Origin of the sequence: Bacillus sp. jun7, from assembly GCF_051034795.1 — a bacterium.
Classification (GTDB): domain Bacteria; phylum Bacillota; class Bacilli; order Bacillales; family Bacillaceae; genus Bacillus; species Bacillus velezensis.
The window spans coordinates 699,017-716,451 of the sequence record NZ_CP093219.1; the positions used below are offsets into that span (position 1 = coordinate 699,017).

The window sequence follows — 17,435 nt, forward strand, 5'->3', positions numbered from 1 at the left end:
TGAATCTGAAATTCACTATACTTTTTGTTTCGTTTTATATACATAAGCCAAAATTTCCGCAATGACTTTGAAAAACTCTTCCGGCACGGCCTGGTCAATGTCAACCTGATCATATAACGCACGCGCGAGCGGCCTGTTTTCTATCGTCATGACATCGTGCTCTTTGGCGATCTGCCTGATTTTTAATGCGAGATGATCGACCCCTTTAGCAACAATGTAGGGGGCGTCCATTTTCTTTTCATCATATTTTAAAGCAATCGCATAGTGGGTCGGGTTGGTAATGATGACGTCGGCTTTCGGCACTTCCTGCATCATTCGCCTCATTGCCATTTCCCGCTGCTTCTGCTTAATTTTGGACTTGATAATCGGATCACCCTCCGATTTTTTATATTCATCTTTTATATCCTGCTTTGACATTCTGATATTTTTCTCATAGTCAAAACGCTGGTATAAGTAATCAAGCCCGGCCAGCAGCATTAAAGCCCCCGAGCCCGCAAGCCCCATCCAAAGAGTGAGTTTAGAAACGAAAGTGAGCACTTCCGCAGGCGTTAAAAGCGGAAGGCGGAGAATATCGCCATAATGCAGCCAGAGCACCATAAAAGCGGCAAAACCGACCACGGTAATCTTCAAAATCGATTTGACCAGTTCAACTATCGCCCTCATGCTGTAAATCCGCTTAAATCCTTTCAAGGGACTGAGCTTGTTCAGGTCAGGCTTGAGGACTTCCGCGGAAAACAGAAAACCGACCTGCATGTAATTGGACACGATTCCTGCCAAAAGTGCGACCAGCATAATCGGCGCAAGGATGAGGCTGATATCTTTCACTGTATCCACGAAAAGCTCATGCACGTTAGATTCAGACAATTCTAATGCTATCGATTTCGTATAAAACGTTTTAATAAAGGACAGCAGCCTGTCCCGCATATAAGGTCCGAGCGCGATCAGCGAAAGAAAGATAATCAGTAAAGAAACGGCTGTATTTACATCCGTACTTTTCGCGACCTGTCCTTTCTTTCTTGTATCCTTCCGTTTTTTCGGGGTGGCTTTTTCCGTTTTTTCACCGGCAAAGAATTGCAGATTCAGTCTGAGTCTCATCATGTCACACCGACCAATGCCAATAGATTCCGCATGGTTTCAACGGTAAGGCTGAAGATATTGCGGACGATGACAAACATCACCGCCATACAAACGATCAGCATAATAAAGCTCACAGCTATTTTCAGGGGAAGCCCGACCACGAAAACGTTCAGCTGCGGCACTGTTCGCGCCACAATGCCGAGCGCCAAATCAACTAAAAACAGACTGGCCACAACCGGCGCAGACATTTGAAAAGCGATAATGAACATGGCATTGAAGCTTTTTGCGATAAAAAGTCCAAAGCGATCATTTCCAAACGACGGAAATGCCTGATCAAGCGGGATATACTGAAAGCTGTAATAAATCCCGTCCAATAAAAGATAATGGGCGTTTACACTGAGCATAAATAACAGCGCCAGCGTATAAACGAATTGGCCGATCAGCGGGCTTTGCGTGCCTGATTGCGGATCAATGACATTGGCGATGGAAAAGCCCATTTGAAAATCAATAAAGGAACCCGCTATCTGGATCGCTGCCATCATCATGAAAGCAATCAGCCCAAGGCTCAAGCCCACAACGGCCTCTTTTATGACAAGCAGCATATACTGTTCCCCTATGTCAATTGCCGGCGCATGTTTCAGTGTGCTGAAGCAGATCACCGAAAGAAAAAAAGCAAAGCCGATTCGGTGAACCGCCGGCAGATTCCGGTGCCCGAACACCGGCACCGTTACAAAAAAAGCAGAAATTCTGATAAAAACCAATAAAAAAGCGGGAAATAAATCAATGATGGAATTCATTTGATTCTACCCTGCAAATCGGTTCAGATGAGAGAACAGATCAGTTGTAAACGAAAGAATCGTCGACAGCATCCAAGGACCGAAAAAGATCAGTCCGAGCATCACCGCCACGATTTTCGGAATGAACGCAAGCGTCTGTTCCTGGATTTGAGTTGTCGCTTGAAAGATACTGACGAGCAAACCGACGATCAGCGCGATCGCAAGTAACGGCCCGCAGATCATAAGTGTTACATATACGGCTTTTTCCGCCATGGAAATTACAAATTCTGAACTCACAATTAGCACCTACCCTAAAAGCTGTCAAGCAAAGATTTCACGATTAAATACCATCCATCGACCAAAACGAAAAGCAATATTTTAAAGGGCAGAGAGATCATAACCGGCGGAAGCATCATCATTCCCATTGACATTAAGACGCTCGCCACGACCATATCGATAATTAAAAACGGAATAAAAATCATAAAGCCCATTTGAAAAGCGGTTTTGAGTTCTGAGATCGCATAAGCGGGCACCATCGTCGTCAAAGGAATATCCTGAATCGATTCGGGTTTTTTCATTTTGGCATAGTTCATAAACAGCGCCAGATCCTTCTGCCTTGTATGCTTGCTCATATACTCTTTAATCGGTTTCTCGGCTTTTGTATATGCTTCATCGAGACTGATTTTGTTGTCCATCAACGGCGTTAAGGCATCCTTATTAATCTCTGAAAAAGTCGGAGCCATGATAAAAAACGTCAAGAACAGCGCAAGACCGATTAAAACCTGATTCGGAGGCATGTTCTGCGTCGCCAGTGAAGTTCTCACAAAGGACAGGACGATGACGATTCTCGTAAAGCAGGTCATCAAAATCAGAATCCCCGGCGCCACTGAAAAGACAGTCAAAAGCAGCAGTAATTTAACAGTGGAGCTGACTTCGGTCGGACTGCTTGAATTAAAAAGATTAATGAATTCATTCATGATGATACGGGCCTTTCTTCTTTCCTTCAGAACGGCTTTGTTTCAGCTCGTTCAGCTGTTCTTTCAGCGCTTTTGAAAACGACGGAAGCATCGTTTGCGGCTTCTTTTCTCCATCCTTACGCGGATTTACGAGTTTGGTCCATTCCACTTTTGAGGACATCGCCTCTTCGTATTGGCTCAGAATCGCCTCGCGCTCTTTTTCATCTTCAATTTCTTTTAAAAGCTGTATCGTCTCGCCGACACCGACTACGAGAACGCTGTTTCCCACTTTAATCAGCTGCACGGAGCGGTTTTGGCCGACTGACGTTCCGCCGATATTTTCTACGTATTGAAACGGCTTCAGAAGGCGGTTTCTTTTATTCATCAGTTTGACAACTCCGTAGATCAGCAGAATGACAAATAATAACGCCCCAATCATCTTTACAAAATCAAAAGCGGAGACAGAAGATGCAGAAGCATCCCCTATCTCTTGATCAGCCGTTTGTTTCGATGTATCGCTTTTTTTCTCTGTTTTGTTTGTTGATTGTTTGTCAAACCATTCGTTGACAGTGGAATTGTCAGACTCCGCTGCAAAAGCAGGGAACGGATGTACATTGAGTAAAACGAAACAACAAATCAAAGCTAGTAAACCATGACTCTTTTTCAACAGTCGTACACCCTTTAGCTTAATGTTTTATTAATGGCTTCAAGCACGCGGTCTGCTTGGAATGGCTTCACGATAAAGTCTTTTGCGCCGGCTTGAATCGCGTCAATAACCATTGACTGCTGCCCCATAGCCGAACACATGATGATTTTCGCCTGCGGATCGATTTGTTTAATTTCCTTTAATGCGGTAATCCCGTCCATTTCAGGCATTGTAATATCCATTGTCACAAGGTCGGGTGAATGCTCTTTGAATTTTTCGACTGCCTGTGCTCCGTCCGAAGCTTCAGCTACAACGTCAAAACCGTTCTTCACTAAAATATCCTTGATCATCATTCTCATAAATGCTGCATCGTCTACAATTAAAATTCTGTGTGCCATAATCTGTTTCTCTCCTCTATGTTCGCTTATTTTAAATTGTTAAGGCGGTCTGCCTGACTTAAAATATCAGTGACTCTCACGCCGAAGTTTTCTTCTATGACAACGACCTCGCCCTTTGCTACGATCCGCTGATTGACCAGAATGTCAACGGGTTCACCCGCCAGCTTATCAAGTTCAATAATGCTTCCCGCAGAAAGTTCCAGGATTTCTTTAACGCTTCTCTTCGTTCTGCCGAGCTCGACCGTAACGGAAAGCGGGATATCCATCAGCATATCAAGGTTATTCCTTGAACCGTGCCCATCCGCTGCGTTTTGATCAAACGCCTGGAACTCCACCGGAGCGACTTGAACAGGAGCGGCTTTTTTAGCAGTTCCCTGTCTCTTCGGAAGCTCGGGTTTTGCCTGCGGCTCCTGCTGAATGGCAGGTTCCGGCTGCGGCGTTTCGTATGTTTCCCGCGGTTCTGATACGGTTTCATCGGCCTCAGGCTGATCTGTATCCATCAGCTCTGCGATCAGATCTTTCGCAAATGTGATCGGATAAAGCTGCATGATGCTCGAATCGATGAGTTCACCGACTTTCAAACGGAATGAAACTTTTACAAGCAGGTCATCCTCAGGTATTCTGTCTGTCCCTTTTTCTTCCGTCACATCCAGAAGTTCAACCCTTGGCGGAGAAATGTCGATCTTTTTACTGAATACGGTCGACATTGACGTAGCAGCCGAGCCCATCATTTGATTCATTGCTTCCTGCACGGCGCTCAGGTGGATCTCACCGAGTGACGGATCGGCGCCTTGGCCGTCCCCCCCGATCATCAAATCCGCGATGATAGCCGCGTCGCTTTGTTCTACGACGAGCAAATTGCTGCCGTCAAATCCTTCTGTGTAGTTCACTTCAATGGCAACATACGGATGAGGAAATTCATCACTGATTTTGCTTTTTGAAATGACGGTCACACTCGGCGTCGTAATGTCCACTTTTTGATTTAAAAGAGTGGACAGCGCCGTAGCCGAGCTGCCGAACGAAATATTCCCGATTTCTCCGATCGCATCACGCTCAAGTTCAGACAAGTTCGCTTCTTGAGGCTGTTCTGTATCCTCTGAGTGACTGCCTGTGCCATTAAGAAGAGCATCGATTTCATCTTGAGATAATCTATTGTTCATCTTGTTCACCTCTTATGTCGTGATCTAAAATTTGCACTGCCTGTCTTCGATTCACCCGGCCGGCCTGCCCTAAAAACTTCGGTTTGTTTCCGACCAATACAGTAAGAGGATCAGTCACTGATTTGTCCAGAGTTATACAGTCCCCGACTTCCAAACTTAAAAATTCTTCTATTGTCAGTTCAGAAGCGCCCAAGAGAGCCACAACGGGAATTTGAGCCGTCATGATGCGCTTTTCAAGCGACTTCGTTTCTTCGGGCTTCGCTTCATTCCGGTCTGATTGCATCCAATAGTGTACGGAAAGCTTAGGGATAATCGGCTCAAGCACGACATGGGGAATACAAAGATTAATGACACCGCTGATTTCACCGATCTGCGTATTGAGAGAAATGACCACGACTGTTTCATTTGGCGAAACCATCTGTACAAACTGAGGATTCACTTCGAATTCAGTCATTTCAGGGTCAATATCAGCAATGGATTGCCAAGCTTCTTTGTAGTTGCCCAGTGCATTTTCAAATAAGTTAGAAATAATGTTTGTTTCAATTTCCGTAAGATTGTCAGCTTTGTTATGCGTGATGCCGATGCCTCCCATGACGCGGTCAAGCATGGCGTAGGCGATGGTGGGATTAACCTCCATCATGATTCTGCCTTCCATCGGATGAACATCGAATAAATTCAGGATCGTCATGTTCGGTATGGAGCGGATAAATTCTTCATACGGCACCTGGTCGACTGAGCTGACAGATATATGAATATACGTTCTGAGCTTGGCGGAAAAATGTGTTGTGAGAAGCCTCGCAAAGTTATCATGTATCCGGGTTAAACTTCGTATCTGATCTTTCGAAAACCTGAGCGCCCGTTTAAAATCATATACCTTTACTTTTTTCTCTTTAACTTCCTTTTTCAGCTCTTCCGCATCCGCCTCACCCGTCGAAATGGCGGAAAGCAGTGCGTCTATTTCATTTTGGGAGAGAACTTCTCCTGACATCTTCTTCACCTCCGTATTCTGTCAAATTTGTTTTTATTGCAGATTAAAGGAGGTAATGTACACTTTCTGAACTTTTCCTTCTTGGAGATAGCTGTTTACTTTTTCTTTTAATGATTGTTTAAACGCTTCTCTTCCTTTATCTCCCTCAATCTCTCCGGCGCTTGTGTCAGCTAAAATGGAAATGATGTTGTCTTTCACCTGAAAATCGCGTTTTTCAAGTTCTTCCTTCGCTTTAGCCGAGTCGGTTTCAAGCTTGATGCCGATACGGATGATGCTGTCAGACTTTAAGTTTGTCGTGATATCGTCGACAGACACAGTGGCTGCAACGACTTCGTCAATTGTCGGCTTTTTATCTTTGCCGGAATGTCCGCTGACGACAAAATATGCTGCCGTTCCGAGGCCGGCGATGACAACTAAAATAATCAGCAAAATGATGACTAATTTTTTCTTCATTCTTCTTCCTCTATTCCCTGATCCAGTGAAAATATTTGTATGCTATGGTAAAACGATATGACTTTTTTGAGAACTGCTTCTTCCGGTTCTTTCACTACGAACTTTTTGCCGTTGGACAGTGTAATCGTCGTGTCGGGGAAGCACTCAATCTGTTCGATAAACAGCGCGTTCAGCGTAAAAGGCTGGCCGTTTAAACGGGTGACTTGAATCATGCAATCCGGAGAAGCGGCCTAACCGCCTCTCCTCCCTCCTTACCGTTTCAGATTAACCAGCTCCTGAAGGATTTCATCTGAAGTCGTAATGATTTTTGAGTTTGATTGGAAACCGCGCTGAGCAACGATCATTTCGGTAAATTCATCTGTCAGATCTACGTTTGACATTTCAAGATAGCCTGCCAAAAGCTTACCCGTTCCGTTTTCGCCCGGAGTGGTGACTGCGCTCGCAGCTCCTGAACTTAATGATTCTCTGTAAAGATTGCCTCCGATTTTTTCCAGACCGGCGCTGTTAGGGAACGTGACCAGACCAATTTGTCCGGCATCATGAACCGCATCCCCTGCATCAGTGTATGTAACGGTTCCGTCTGCACCGATGCTGTAATCTTTCGCATCAGTCGGAATATTGATTTTGCCGCCGCCGATTTTTTCAAGGTAGTACCCGTCAGTCGTAACAAGGTTGCCTTGATTGTCCTTTCCGAAATTCCCCGCACGTGTGTAAACGATTCCCGAACCTGTATTAATCTGAAAGTATCCGTCTCCGTCAATGGCTAGGTCGGTTTTATTCTGTGTAGCCTGCGGGGCGCCGGTTGAATGAACGACATCAATGGAAGAAGTCGCGGCACCCAAGCCGATTTGTTTTGAATTGGTCACGTTTGAACCGCCGGCGACTGTCTGGCTGATCATATCTTTAAATGTAACGCGGCTTTTCTTAAATCCCACTGTGTTGACGTTGGCGATGTTATTGCCGATTACATCTAGTTTTGTCTGAAAGTTTTTCATGCCGCTGATACCGGAATATAATGAACGTAACATGTTAAATTCCCCCTGGGTTTCTTTTTATTTAGATGTTTCGCTGACGGCCGTGACATTCCACGGACTGACCTCTTTGCCATTTTCAAGCACGAGCACGTAATTGCCGTTTGAATGCTTGACTGAATTGACTGGGCTTGTCTGATCCTTCCCGTCGCTGTCGCTGAATGTGACATTTTTGCCGATCCAGTTCACATACATCGTAAACGGATCTTGATTTTCTACAAATTTAGTCATCGTCGTATTCATATTCATCATTTGCTCCAATGAAGAAAATGTCGCCATCTGGCTGATGAATTCTTTGTCATCAACCGGATTGAGCGGGTCCTGGTTTTGAACCTGTGTCATTAAGATCTTCAGAAATTCGTCTTTCCCTAAATTCGTACTGCTGTTTACTGCGGAGGTGCTCTTCGCGTTTGAAGTGGTTGAAGCGCCCGCCGCGGCATAATCCGAGTTTACTGATGTCAACTATTCTTCCTCCATTTCATTGAGAGAAAGCTCCTCCAGCATATCTCCGAAATCGCCTGACTGCTGCTGGTTCTTCTGCTCTCTCTGTCCCTGATGCTGCTGTTTATTGTGATCTGCCGTCTGCCCGTAAACAGGCTGCTGATCCCCGCTTTGAAGCGGGACTGTAAAACGGTCGACCTGGACCGACATATTCGGAAGCGACTGTTTCAGCTGAGGAAGATGCTGTTCCAGCAGCTCTTTCGCGGACTGGCTGGATGCGATTATTTTGCTTTGAAACATCCCGTTTTCGTTTGTCACCTTAATTGTGACAAATCCGAGGTTCTCGGGATTAAGACGAATCGTAAAGCTTCCGGTTGCTTTCCCGAAAGGCGTGTATTTCATCTGTTTCCAGCCGCTGATAACCTGATCCGTTAACGGTTTATTTTCTGCCGGCTGCTGTTCAGCTCCTGCGGACGCTTGCTGAATGCCGGCAAGGCTTCTCGTTCCCGAAAACAGTATATGTGCAGACAATTTGCTGTCAGGCGCCTTTGCGTGAGAAACCGTGCCTCCGTTTTGCTGTTCCGTTTTCCCGGCTGACTCTTGGGATGATTCAGATGATTGAGATAACACAAAAGCTTTCAGCTCAGTTTCAGCCATATCCCATTCCTTTGTTCCCTTTTGAGAAAGGCCCGCAAGCTGCTCCGCGACGCTTTGAAAGCTCTTCAGCTCAGCGGCTGTCATGGCGTAAAGTTTAGATGCAGATTCGTTTTTCGGAAAAAATGTCTGCCGCAGGTCTTGAATCACGCGGTCCGGAACACCTTGTTTTTTCAATGCCTCTAATAAACGGGCGCCTTCCCGGTAAACCGCCTTTGCCTGCGTGCTGTCAGGCAGTTCCTGCTGAGATGTGAAGAGCCGGGATACGGCTTCTTGAATGAAAAGCAGGCCCTTCTCAAGCGCATCCTTGACGGAATCCCCGTCTTTTTCGGAAGAATCCGGCTCATCCGTTTCAGGCTTCGTCTCATGCTGTTTTCCCGCTAACATGTCTTCAACGGATTCGGCAAGCTGTTTCAATAAAGGAAGAGCTGTTTCAGCCGTCTGCTTTCCTTCAAGAGCTTTTACCGCCTCAAGCAGCTGTTTAAGCTGCAATTCTTTATCTTCCGGGCCGGCTTTCAGCCAATCACCGATTTTCGATAGGGCGTCATTCAGCTCTGCGTCACTTGTTTTTGTTTCATCTCCGGGCTGCCGGGGAGAAGTGATTTCCGACAGGAGCCAGTTCTGAAATAGACCTAAGCTGTTTACATTCGTCTTCACATTGCTGTTTTGCGCAGTCTGCGTACGATTACCCGTTAATTCAAGCAGCTTCAACTTACATCACTCCTTATTTCCGTCAGCGGATAGTTTTTCTGTATATTTAGCCGCTTGTTCAGGAGTCATTTTCGTCAAGATTTCAGCAAGCTGCTTTTTACTTAATCCATTTAAAATATCGAGGGCTTCTTTTTCTTTCAGCTTTACGATAATGCTTGCCGCTTTACCGCTGTCCATACTTTTATAGATGTTGATCATTTTATCTTTTCCGGCTGAATCCGAAGCGTCTTTTTTTGTTTCATCCGTCTTCGTTTTCTGCTGCTGTTCAGCTTCCTGTTTCAGCGAACGGATTTTCTGATTCAGATTATCGATTTCGGACTTGCTTGTGTCTAAATCTTTATTCAAAATGTTAATTTCACTTTTTTGTTCCTTTATGGTCTTTTCAAGAGAAGCCGTTCTGTCTTCCTTCTGCTTTTCCGCCGCGCTTTTCATTTCTTTCGTTTCGGGAACCAATTCTTTTAAAACAGGCGTTTTAGCGGCTGTTTCCTGAATCGGCTTCATCACATCAACGCCGGCAGCCCAAAGGATGATGCTTGCGACGATGATCAGAAAAATCAGCGGGATCATGATAAAAAGCAGGATTGAACCGAACTTTCCAGATCTCTTTTCTTTATCGGCCATTTCATTCGCTCCTAATGCCCCTGAATCATAAACTGCTTGATTGAAATGTCGTCCATTTCCCTCATCTCTGCAGCTTTATCTTCAAGTGCGAACATATTAAATTGTTTTTCCCGCATTTTTTCAAATTTCTTTACTTCAATGTTTTTTTCGGTGAGCTGTTCCTGCTTCTCATTCATTTCATTTCGTTTCATAATGACAAGCTTTTGATAATGGTAGATGGTGTTCTCAAGGTTGGAAACGAATTGCTGATAATGTCTCATTTCCTGAACGCTCATCCCGCATTTCAGCTTTGATTCTTTGTCTTTTTCGAGCAATTCTTTTTTGCTCATATTTTCATATAGTTTTTCAGCCACTGTCTCAAATTCAGAAACCGATTGTCTGTATTCAGTCAATGTTTGGTCTTTTTCATTTTCTTTTAATTCCAGCAGCTTTTGAAATCTGAATTGGTAAGCCATGATGTTTATTCCTCATTTCCTGTCAGACTCGTCAATGCCGCAATGCTGTCTTCCAATTGAGCAGGTTCTTCCGTTCCTTGTTTTAAAAATTGAATAAGCTGCGGATAAAACTGAATCGCTTCATCAATTTCTCTTGATGACCCTCTTTTGTAAGCTCCGATATTAATGAGATCTTCAGAGTTTTGATAAGTTGACAGAAGATCGCGGAATTTGTTGGCCGCCTCTATGTGCGCTGTGTCTGAAATATTAGACATGACCCTGCTGATGCTTTTCAGGATGTTCACGGCCGGGAACTGCCCTTTGTTGGCAAGCGCCCGATCGAGAACGATATGCCCGTCTAATATTCCGCGCACCGTATCGGCAATCGGTTCGTTCATGTCATCTCCGTCAACGAGAACCGTATAAAAAGCGGTTATCGTTCCTTGTTCATTTGCGCCCGTTCTTTCCAGCAAACGAGGCAAAATAGCGAACACAGAAGGTGTATATCCCTTTGTTGTCGGCGGTTCTCCCGCTGCCAGGCCGATTTCCCGCTGAGCCATCGCGACCCTCGTGACGGAGTCCATCATGAACATCACATTCCGGCCTTTATCGCGGAAATACTCCGCAATGGCGGTGGCCGTATACGCCGCTTTCAATCGCATTAACGCAGGCTGATCAGAGGTCGCGACTACGACTATCGAGCGTTTCAGGCCTTCTTCGCCTAAATCCTTCTCGATGAATTCACGCACCTCGCGCCCCCGTTCACCGACAAGTGCGATAATGTTTAAATCAGCTTCAGTCTGCTTCGCAATCATTCCCATCAAGGTGCTTTTCCCGACTCCGCTTCCGGCAAAAATCCCGATTCTCTGCCCTTTTCCTACCGTCAGCAGACTGTCAATCGATCTGACGCCGACACCCATCTTTTCCCGTATCGGCGGGCGTTTCATCGGGTTTGGCGGCTGCTGTTCTGTCGAAACGGGGGACAAACCTTTCGGAAGCGCCCGGCCGTCAAGAGGTTCGCCGAACGCGTCGACAACTTGTCCGATTAACCCCGCCCCTACTTTGATGCGGAGCGACTCGCCAGTGGCCTCCACAATGCTGCCCGGCGCGATACTGGCTGCTTCCAGATAAGGCATTAACAGAATGTTTTCATCCTGGAAGCCTACAACCTCAGCTTTAATCGCTTTTTTTGCATGGCCTTTCGGATAAATGAGACAAACATCTCCGATTGAGCTTTCGGGCCCTTTTGATTCAATCATCAGCCCGATGACCCGTTTAACCTTGCCGTAGCGTTTGTACGGATCCGCTGTTTCAATTGATTCTATTAAATACTGTGTCTTCATTGCTCCGCTCCCGCCTCAAGCGCCGTTAAAAGTTTTTGCTTTAATTGCATCAGCTGGGTGTCTATGCCTGCATCAACACGTCCGAACGGAGTTTCTATCGAGCACGTTCCCTTCGCGGCTTTTTCATCGGCATATAAGCTTAATCTGCATTCTTTGTATAACAGCTGCTGAATTTCGTCCATATGCTGATGAACCGTCTCATAATATTCAGGGTCCACATAGATGGAGATGTCATCATAATCTTTTACTTCGGCTACTACCTGTTTGACCAGCAGAAGGAAAGCCTCTTTATCGTCACTTTTTTGCCGCCAGACTTTTTTAGCGAGCGCAACGGAAAGCTCAATAATTTCTTCTTCAGCGCTTTCCAGTTTTTCCTCGACTGACTGTCTCGCCATTTCCATAACGGCATTGGCCCGGCTGATGAGATTGGCATATTCAGCTTGAGCATCGGCTTTTCCCAATGCCATGCCTTCTTTATATCCTTCTGCCTTCGCTTCTTCCATCAATCTTTGTTTTTCTTCCGCCCAGCGGTTTTTCTCTTCTTCAATCTGCCGAAGAGTGTGATCCAATTGATTTTTCGCTTCTTCAGACACCCTGTCGGCTTCGGCCTTGGCAAAGGCCATGAGAGCCTCCGGATTTTCAAGTTCCTCCCGGTCTGGCTGGGAATGTGTTTTCCTGACTTCCTGCAAGGAAAGCTTACGCCGTTTTTGTTCAGGAGAAAATGATGATTGCTGTTTAATGATATTAGACAATAATATCGTCTCCTCCGCCTCGCGCGATTACAATTTCTCCGGCTTCTTCCAGCTTGCGGACGACGCCCACGATTCTTGATTGCGCCTCTTCCACATCACGCAAACGCACAGGCCCCATAATTTCCATTTCCTCTTTAAACGTTTCAACCATACGCTGTGACATATTGCTGAAGACGATCTCTTTGACTTCCTCGCTTGCAACCTTCAATGAAAGCAGGAGGTCGTCGTTTTCAACGTCTCTGATCACGCGCTGAATCGCACGGTTATCAAGAGTGACAATATCTTCAAAGACAAACATCCGTTTTTTGATTTCATCCGCCAATTCAGGATCTTGGATTTCTAATGAATCAAGGATCGTTTTTTCCGTTCCTCTGTCTACGCCGTTTAACACTTCAACAACGGCTTCTATGCCGCCGGTCTGCGTATAATCCTGCGTAAAGGAGGAGGACAGCTTTTGTTCAAGGACCCGCTCCACTTCATTTATGATTTCGGGAGACGTTCTGTCCATAACCGCAATCCTTCTTGCCACCTCAGCCTGAACGTCCGGGTTCAGCTCAGACAAAATCTGTCCGGCCTGCACCGGGTCAAGGTAGGATAAAATCAGTGCCATCGTTTGCGGATGTTCCTGCTGAATGAAATTTAAAATCTGTTCGGGCTCCGCTTTTCTTGCAAAATCAAACGGCTTTACCTGCAAAGAAGAGGTGAGCCTGTTTAAAATGCTTACCGCTTTATCTTCTCCGAGCGCTTTTTCAAGCACTTGGCGGGCGTAATTTAAACCGCCTTGTGAAATATAGTCCTGAGCGATTGCGATATTATGAAATTCTTCAATGATTTCATCTTTTCTTTGATGATCGACGCTTCTGACTCCCGAAATCTCGAGAGTCAATCTTTCAATTTCTTCTTCAGACAAATGCTTGTACACAGAAGCTGATACATCAAGGCCTAAGGAAATCATGAGGATGGCTGCTTTTTGTTTTCCTGTAAGCTTGTTCTGATCACGTTTCGCCATTTTCCATTCCCCCTAATCCTCGTCCAGCCAGCTTCGAAGCAATTTAGCAAAGTCTTCCGGTTTTTCTTTAGCCATTTTTTCAAGCTGTTTTCGTCTGACTGTTTCTTCCGTTTCAATTTTCTCTTCGTTGATATCAGGCAATCGAACCGGCTCCGGCGGTGTTTCATATTCATATTCTTCGTATTCATCCTCTTGTGAGCGTTTCTTTCTGATGAGGAGAATAATAAGCAGAATAATGGCCGCAAGCAGTACGCCGCCTGTAATGTATACCCAGATCGGAAGACCTGAAGATTGTGCCGAATCTGTGTTCAGGCTTGTTTTTCCGTCAAACGGCTGAACGGATACAACGATTTTATTGTTGATATCATTGTCTGTCAGGTTTTGATTTTGCGTTTCGTTTTTATCAAGAGACGTTCTGACGACCGTTCCTAAAATCTTCTGTATATCAGCCTGTCTCTGTGCTGATAAGGAAGCGGCATTTTTCGGATTAGGCGGCTCCACCATGACCTGAATGCCTAAATCACGCACTTTATACGGGCTTTCCGCGATTTCTTTATGAATGCGGTTGACTTCATAGTTGATTTTATTGCTGCTTTTTTCGTAGTCCCCGCTGTTTGAACCGCCGTTTGTCTCGGCATAGTTCGCGGTGTCATTGCTTCCCGTTCCGGCCGTGCCGCCGTTGGCTGCGCCGTCGCCTTTATACGTTTCCGCAACTTTTTCGGCGCTTACCGCTATGCCTTCCATGTTATCTTTATCGACAGGTTCGACAGTGTCTTCAGTGCGTTTTTCCTTCGTGAAGTCAATATCCGCCGTTACGGAAACAACGACCTTATCCTGCCCCATCATTGTGCCGAGCAGTGACTGAACATGTTTTTGAATGTCCTTTTCGACCTGCGACTTAATACCTTGCTGAGATGCATAACTGTCAGAAACGGACCCTGCACCGCTGTCACTTTTGTCATAATATGTAGAATTTTGATCCATTATGACGATATTATCTTCTTTTAAGTTCGGAACACTTTTAGAAACGAGATGGTACAGCCCGTTGATCTGATTTTGATCAAGCGAGTAGCCCGGTTTCATCTGCAAAACGATGGATGCGGACGCTGCCGGCTGATCTTCACCGACGAACACGGCTTCTTTCGGCATATTGATCATGACCTTCGAGTTTTTAATACCGTCCATTTCATTTATCAGGTTTGACAATTCGGTCTGAGTCGCCTCAACCTTTAAAACGTCAAACTCATTATCTGTCAGGCCGAAGCCCGCATTTTGTCCGAAAAACGAATAATCAATTGATCCCGTTTTCGGCAGGCCTTCCGCGGCAAGCTGGACTTTAAGCGAATCCACTTGGCTCTCAGGAACCTTAATGACCGTGCCGCCGTCAGCAAGTTCAGAAGACACCTTTTTCGTATCGAGCTCTTCTTTAATCTTCCCCGCTTCTTCCGCGGACAAATCTTTATAAAGAGGCACCATCTTTTCAGACGAAGTAAAAATAATAACGACGATGAGTAAAATAATGAATGCGGCCAAGCCGCTTACCATGAGTATCTTCTGTGTTTTTGATCTGTTGTTCCAAAACGCTGCCGTTTTGGTTTTCATTTGCATTAGAGTACGATTCATGTTAACCCCCGGTCATTCCAGTCATTCTCTTCAATCTGACCACTACATCTGCATTCTCATGATTTCCTGATAGGCTTCCACGGCTTTATTGCGGAATTCGGTAGCGGCCGTCAGAGAGATATTTGCTTTTTGGGCAGCGATCATGACCTCGTCAAGGTTTACATCCTTTCCTGCAGCCAGTTCGTTCGTTATTTGGTCAGATTTTACTTGTGACTCATTTAACGAATCAATAGAGTTTTTTAAAAGCTCCGAAAAGCTTGTTTGGTTTGAAGAATCAGTTTTTTGAGTTTGGTTTAATTGATTCGTTACGTTTTGAGTGTTTTGGGTTTGTTGAAGCTGAAAAGGAGTAATAGCGTTAACCACTTACATCACCTTACTTTCCGATTTCTAAAGCCTTCAAAAGCATGCCTTTGGAGGCGTTTAATGCAGTTACGTTTGCTTCATATGATCTCGTGCTGCTGACAAGATCAACCATTTCTTTTAATGGGTCTACATTTGGTTTTTGTACATATCCGTCTTTATTCGCATCAGGATTCTCCGGATCATAAACGAGATTAAAAGCGGACGGGTCTTCCGTAACGCCAGATACCTTTACGCCATTTCCAGCGCTTCCTGTTCCGTTCATCTTGGAATGTAAAAGGGACGAAAATGATTCGCCTCCCGATTGGAGAGATACCAGCTTTCTTCTGTAAGGCACCCATTCGCCATTTACCTGCTTCGCTCTCGTTGTATCCATATTGGCCAGGTTGGACGATACGACGTCCATCCGGACACGCTGTGCAGTTAAAGCGGAGCCCGAAATATTTAAGCTTTGAAAGCCACTCATTATTTTCCTCCTGTCAAGACGGTTTTCAGAGAATTGAATTTGCCGCTCATTCTTTCAACCAAAGCCTGATAATTAATTTGGTTTTCGGCTAAATCTGTCATTTCTTTGTCGATATCGACATTGTTTCCGTTTTGCTGGTACGATGTATCACTGCTGGACACGATAGAATAATCGTCCCCTGAACCCGTAAAGTCAACGTGCCGATAGTCGGTTTTTACCGCCTCGAAATTGGATGTTTCCTGATCTAACAAATTTCGGAAAGAGACTTTTTTTGCCTTATAGTTCGGTGTATCTATATTGGCGATGTTATTAGTTAAGACTTTTTGCTTAATGTCCGCTCTCCCCAAGGCATTCTCAAGATTTTGTATAGTTCCAGAAAATAAGTCCAAATCCACTTACCTCCATTTCAGATATTTTTCTCCTAAAAATCCTTGTCGAGAATTGTAAAACCATATGCTTATTGTAAGAAATAACAGGCTTAAAGTCTATGAAGTTAGGCTAAAAAAAAGTGCTCAATTATATCTATTTTGCATGTAGGTATTAAGTCCTAGAGTATTTGGACTACAAGCATTTGTTTAATATAAGACTGAAAATAGCAGAATTTCTGTATCTTCCTCCTTTTTTCACACAGCAAGATGGATTATCTCAGATCAGCTTCCAATAAGCAACTTTAAACTGCAACTTTTCACCTATTGTCCATAAAAAAAGCAGGACCCCCATTTTCAGGGATCCTGCTTTTGTCTTAATGAGATTTAAGGTTTTCCAATTCAATAAGGAATTTGTTGTTCAGAACTTTAATGTACGTCCCCTTCATTCCCAGTGATCTGGATTCAATGACGCCTGCGCTTTCCAGCTTTCTCAGCGCGTTAACGATGACTGAACGCGTAATGCCGACACGGTCCGCAATCTTACTTGCCACAAGCAAGCCTTCGTTTCCGTCAAGCTCTTCAAAGATATGCTCAATCGCTTCAAGTTCACTGTAAGACAGAGAACTGATCGCCATTTGAACAACCGCTTTGCTTCGCGCCTCTTCTTCGATTTCTTCCGCTTTTTCTCTTAAAATCTCCATTCCTACAACGGTTGCTCCGTATTCAGCAAGAATGAGATCATCATCTTCAAATTGATCCTGCAGACGGGACAGAATCAGCGTGCCCAGTCTCTCTCCTCCGCCGATGATCGGCACGATCGTTGTTAAGCCCGCTTGGAACAGGTCTCTGTTTTCCACAGGAAACGCCGTGTATTCGCTGTTGATATCAAGGTTTGAAGACGTCTCCGGAACATTGAACAGATTTCTCGTGTACTCTTCCGGGAACTGGCGGTCTTCAAGCATTTTTTTCATGCGGTCATTTTCAATCTGCTGATTAATAGAGTAGCCCAAAAGCTTTCCTCTGCGGCTGACGACGAAAATATTAGAATCAATGACGTCACGAAGCGTTTCAGCCATTTCTTTAAAGTTTACGGGTTTGCCTGCCGCAGCCTGCAGCATGCTGTTAATAATTCGTGTTTTTTGTAGTAAAGCCATGATAAATAATCCTC

23 protein-coding genes are annotated in these 17,435 nt (G+C 44.9%); all 23 read right to left on the minus strand.

All coding sequences use genetic code 11. The annotated features are described in order from the left end of the window. Positions 1–15: 15 nt before the first annotated feature. Complete coding sequence (flhB, locus tag MJQ52_RS02880) at positions 16–1,095, minus strand: flagellar biosynthesis protein FlhB (protein WP_013352272.1); 1,080 nt, start codon at positions 1,093–1,095, stop codon at positions 16–18. Beyond that, the gene (gene fliR / locus MJQ52_RS02885) at positions 1,095–1,874 is read right to left on the minus strand and encodes a flagellar biosynthetic protein FliR (RefSeq protein ID WP_013352271.1); all 780 of its coding nucleotides are present in this window, start codon (positions 1,872–1,874) and stop codon (positions 1,095–1,097) included. The genes flhB and fliR overlap by 1 nt, the downstream gene beginning before the upstream one ends. Before the next feature lie 6 nt (positions 1,875–1,880). Next, a complete protein-coding gene (fliQ, locus tag MJQ52_RS02890; RefSeq protein WP_013352270.1) occupies positions 1,881–2,150 on the minus strand; it encodes a flagellar biosynthesis protein FliQ in 270 nt (89 codons plus the stop codon). A gap of 14 nt (positions 2,151–2,164) precedes the next feature. Further along, positions 2,165–2,830 carry a flagellar type III secretion system pore protein FliP gene (gene fliP / locus MJQ52_RS02895; protein ID WP_013352269.1) on the minus strand — a complete coding sequence of 222 codons (666 nt, stop codon included), beginning with the start codon at positions 2,828–2,830 and terminating at the stop codon, positions 2,165–2,167. Further along, positions 2,823–3,476, minus strand: coding sequence for a flagella biosynthesis regulatory protein FliZ (fliZ, locus tag MJQ52_RS02900; protein ID WP_013352268.1), 654 nt, complete (start codon positions 3,474–3,476; stop codon positions 2,823–2,825). Before fliZ ends, fliP begins: the two co-directional genes overlap by 8 nt. Before the next feature lie 14 nt (positions 3,477–3,490). Next, complete coding sequence (gene cheY, locus MJQ52_RS02905) at positions 3,491–3,853, minus strand: chemotaxis protein CheY (protein ID WP_003154238.1); 363 nt, start codon at positions 3,851–3,853, stop codon at positions 3,491–3,493. Positions 3,854–3,879: 26 nt separating this feature from the next. Next, on the minus strand, positions 3,880–5,013 hold the full coding sequence (gene fliY / locus MJQ52_RS02910; RefSeq protein WP_013352267.1) for a flagellar motor switch phosphatase FliY: 1,134 nt from the start codon (positions 5,011–5,013) through the stop codon (positions 3,880–3,882). Further along, positions 5,003–6,001, minus strand: coding sequence for a flagellar motor switch protein FliM (gene fliM / locus MJQ52_RS02915; RefSeq protein ID WP_013352266.1), 999 nt, complete (start codon positions 5,999–6,001; stop codon positions 5,003–5,005). The genes fliY and fliM overlap by 11 nt, the downstream gene beginning before the upstream one ends. Positions 6,002–6,034: 33 nt before the next feature. Continuing rightward, entirely contained in the window at positions 6,035–6,454 is a 420-nt protein-coding gene (fliL, locus tag MJQ52_RS02920) for a flagellar basal body-associated protein FliL (protein WP_014305005.1), read from the minus strand. Then, the gene (locus MJQ52_RS02925) at positions 6,451–6,666 is read right to left on the minus strand and encodes a flagellar FlbD family protein (RefSeq protein ID WP_003154243.1); all 216 of its coding nucleotides are present in this window, start codon (positions 6,664–6,666) and stop codon (positions 6,451–6,453) included. The genes fliL and MJQ52_RS02925 overlap by 4 nt, the downstream gene beginning before the upstream one ends. A gap of 39 nt (positions 6,667–6,705) precedes the next feature. Then, positions 6,706–7,482 carry a flagellar basal body rod protein FlgG gene (flgG, locus tag MJQ52_RS02930; protein ID WP_003154244.1) on the minus strand — a complete coding sequence of 259 codons (777 nt, stop codon included), beginning with the start codon at positions 7,480–7,482 and terminating at the stop codon, positions 6,706–6,708. A 24-nt stretch (positions 7,483–7,506) separates the two neighbouring features. Continuing rightward, entirely contained in the window at positions 7,507–7,947 is a 441-nt protein-coding gene (gene flgD, locus MJQ52_RS02935) for a flagellar hook assembly protein FlgD (RefSeq protein ID WP_003154247.1), read from the minus strand. Then, positions 7,948–9,291 (minus strand): flagellar hook-length control protein FliK, encoded by a 1,344-nt coding sequence (locus tag MJQ52_RS02940; protein WP_094246936.1) that lies wholly within the window; start codon positions 9,289–9,291, stop codon positions 7,948–7,950. Between the two features lie 6 nt (positions 9,292–9,297). Next, positions 9,298–9,912: a MotE family protein gene (locus MJQ52_RS02945; RefSeq protein WP_015388236.1), complete on the minus strand. Its 615-nt coding sequence runs from the start codon at positions 9,910–9,912 to the stop codon at positions 9,298–9,300. An 11-nt stretch (positions 9,913–9,923) separates the two neighbouring features. After that, entirely contained in the window at positions 9,924–10,367 is a 444-nt protein-coding gene (gene fliJ / locus MJQ52_RS02950; protein ID WP_003154253.1) for a flagellar export protein FliJ, read from the minus strand. Positions 10,368–10,372: 5 nt separating this feature from the next. Then, positions 10,373–11,689 carry a flagellar protein export ATPase FliI gene (gene fliI, locus MJQ52_RS02955; protein WP_094246937.1) on the minus strand — a complete coding sequence of 439 codons (1,317 nt, stop codon included), beginning with the start codon at positions 11,687–11,689 and terminating at the stop codon, positions 10,373–10,375. Further along, positions 11,686–12,441 (minus strand): flagellar assembly protein FliH, encoded by a 756-nt coding sequence (fliH, locus tag MJQ52_RS02960; protein WP_094246938.1) that lies wholly within the window; start codon positions 12,439–12,441, stop codon positions 11,686–11,688. Before fliH ends, fliI begins: the two co-directional genes overlap by 4 nt. Then, positions 12,434–13,450, minus strand: a complete 1,017-nt coding sequence (fliG, locus tag MJQ52_RS02965) for a flagellar motor switch protein FliG (protein ID WP_003154256.1) — start codon at positions 13,448–13,450, stop codon at positions 12,434–12,436. Before fliG ends, fliH begins: the two co-directional genes overlap by 8 nt. Before the next feature lie 12 nt (positions 13,451–13,462). Then, complete coding sequence (gene fliF, locus MJQ52_RS02970; RefSeq protein WP_062623353.1) at positions 13,463–15,073, minus strand: flagellar basal-body MS-ring/collar protein FliF; 1,611 nt, start codon at positions 15,071–15,073, stop codon at positions 13,463–13,465. A gap of 42 nt (positions 15,074–15,115) precedes the next feature. After that, positions 15,116–15,436, minus strand: a complete 321-nt coding sequence (gene fliE, locus MJQ52_RS02975) for a flagellar hook-basal body complex protein FliE (RefSeq protein WP_007409777.1) — start codon at positions 15,434–15,436, stop codon at positions 15,116–15,118. A 10-nt stretch (positions 15,437–15,446) separates the two neighbouring features. Then, positions 15,447–15,899: a flagellar basal body rod protein FlgC gene (gene flgC, locus MJQ52_RS02980; RefSeq protein ID WP_003154259.1), complete on the minus strand. Its 453-nt coding sequence runs from the start codon at positions 15,897–15,899 to the stop codon at positions 15,447–15,449. Then, positions 15,899–16,288 carry a flagellar basal body rod protein FlgB gene (gene flgB, locus MJQ52_RS02985; RefSeq protein ID WP_094246939.1) on the minus strand — a complete coding sequence of 130 codons (390 nt, stop codon included), beginning with the start codon at positions 16,286–16,288 and terminating at the stop codon, positions 15,899–15,901. Before flgB ends, flgC begins: the two co-directional genes overlap by 1 nt. Positions 16,289–16,641: 353 nt before the next feature. After that, complete coding sequence (codY, locus tag MJQ52_RS02990) at positions 16,642–17,421, minus strand: GTP-sensing pleiotropic transcriptional regulator CodY (RefSeq protein ID WP_003154263.1); 780 nt, start codon at positions 17,419–17,421, stop codon at positions 16,642–16,644. Positions 17,422–17,435: the final 14 nt, after the last annotated feature.